1 pseudogene is annotated in these 1,518 nt (G+C 58.9%); it reads left to right on the top strand.

What is annotated here, in order from left to right:
* Positions 1–721: 721 nt before the first annotated feature.
* A pseudogene (locus tag FMM79_RS20145) lies at positions 722–1,518 on the top strand (IS3 family transposase); the annotation flags it as partial.

Raw genomic sequence — 1,518 nt, 5'->3', positions numbered from 1 at the left:
ACTTCCAGATCGGCAGCGCTTGCCCTCCAGAACCATCCCAAAGACGCTTTACACATAGACCAGCGCATGGGGCCCGCGGGTTCCTGCACTGGAGGCTTTCGTACGCAAGCGCCCGAAACCCTTCACAGACCTGGTCGACCGGAATCGCTGCGTTGATCGTCGTATTTTACCGGGAGGAGACAGTCCGGTTTTGGTCACCTGATCGAGTGAAGCAGACATTCGACTGTGGCAACGTCCGTGCCCGTTTGCGACCAGAATGCGTCGTTCGCCAATTGGACCTCTAGCGGCAGCTTCCGCCGAAACCAGCCATTCGCGCAGCGCCGATCGGTCGGGCAGAAATGCGCCCTAATGTCAGTCATAGCGGACCGCCTGACGATCGCCTGAAAGCAGACATACGTGCCGATAGGTTACAAAAGAGGATCTGTGACCTTTACTCGAGGAGGACGCAGAACGAGAGAGGCTAGGCCAATTACGCGAGTTATAAACGCTCGCGGCGCAATGACACTACGGGCGACGGATTGCCATGCCTTCTCGAGAGGGATGGAGTATGCTTGGAATGCAGTGCGAGGCGGTCTAGCATGCTAAGCGATCTCGGAAGCGGATCTGTTATTGCAATTACGTCGGGGGTTGAAGTGAGAGGTGGCCTGGAGAATCTGCACACTGAGATAATTGGATTTTCTGCCTGAGAGCAGCCAGATGGGCTGCGAGACAGGAGCAGAGAATGAGCAGACGACCCCGGCGCAACCACAGCCCGGCATTCAAGGCGAAGGTGGCGCTTGCCGCGATCAAGGGTGAGAAGACGCTGGCAGAGCTGGCGCACGACTATGATCTGCATCCCAACCAGATCACGACGTGGCGCACGCAGTTGCTCGAAGGGGCGGCGGGCGTGTTCGGCTCGGAGAAGGCATCTGACGAACCGGCCGTCGACGTGAAGACGCTTCACGCCAAGATCGGCGAGCTGACGTTGGCCAATGATTTTTTGGAAGGCGCGCTCGGCAAGGCAGGTCTGTTGCCGAGCGCAAGGCGATGATCGATCGAACGCACACCTTTCCCGTGAAGCGGCAGGCGAAGGAACTGGGGATCAGCCGGGGTAGTGTCTATTATCTGCCGCGGCCGGTTTCGTCCGAAGATCTTGCGATCATGCGTTGCATCGACGCGCTGCATCTGGAGTTTCCGTTCGCAGGCAGCCGGATGATGCGCGACTTTCTTCGTCAGGAGGGCATCACGATCGGCCGCTGCCATGTCGCGAGCCTGATGAAGAAGATGGCGATCGAGGCCGTCTATCGCCGTCCCAGCACTTCCAGGCCGGCGCCAGGGCACAAGATCTACCCCTATCTCCTGCGCAAGCTTCCGATGGTGAGGCCCAATCAGGTCTGGGCGACAGATATCAGCTACATTCCCATGGCCCGGGGCTTCGTCTATCTTGTCGCTATCGTCGACTGGTTCAGCCGCAAGGTCCTCAGCCACCGGATTTCGATTACGCTGGACGCCGACTTCTGCGTGGAAGCGCTCGAGGAA

This window comes from Novosphingobium sp. BW1 (assembly GCF_008107685.1).
In the GTDB taxonomy this organism is placed as follows: Bacteria; Pseudomonadota; Alphaproteobacteria; order Sphingomonadales; family Sphingomonadaceae; genus Novosphingobium.
Note: the sequence above shows the minus strand (reverse complement) of the source record. Positions and strands in the feature narration are given on the sequence as shown.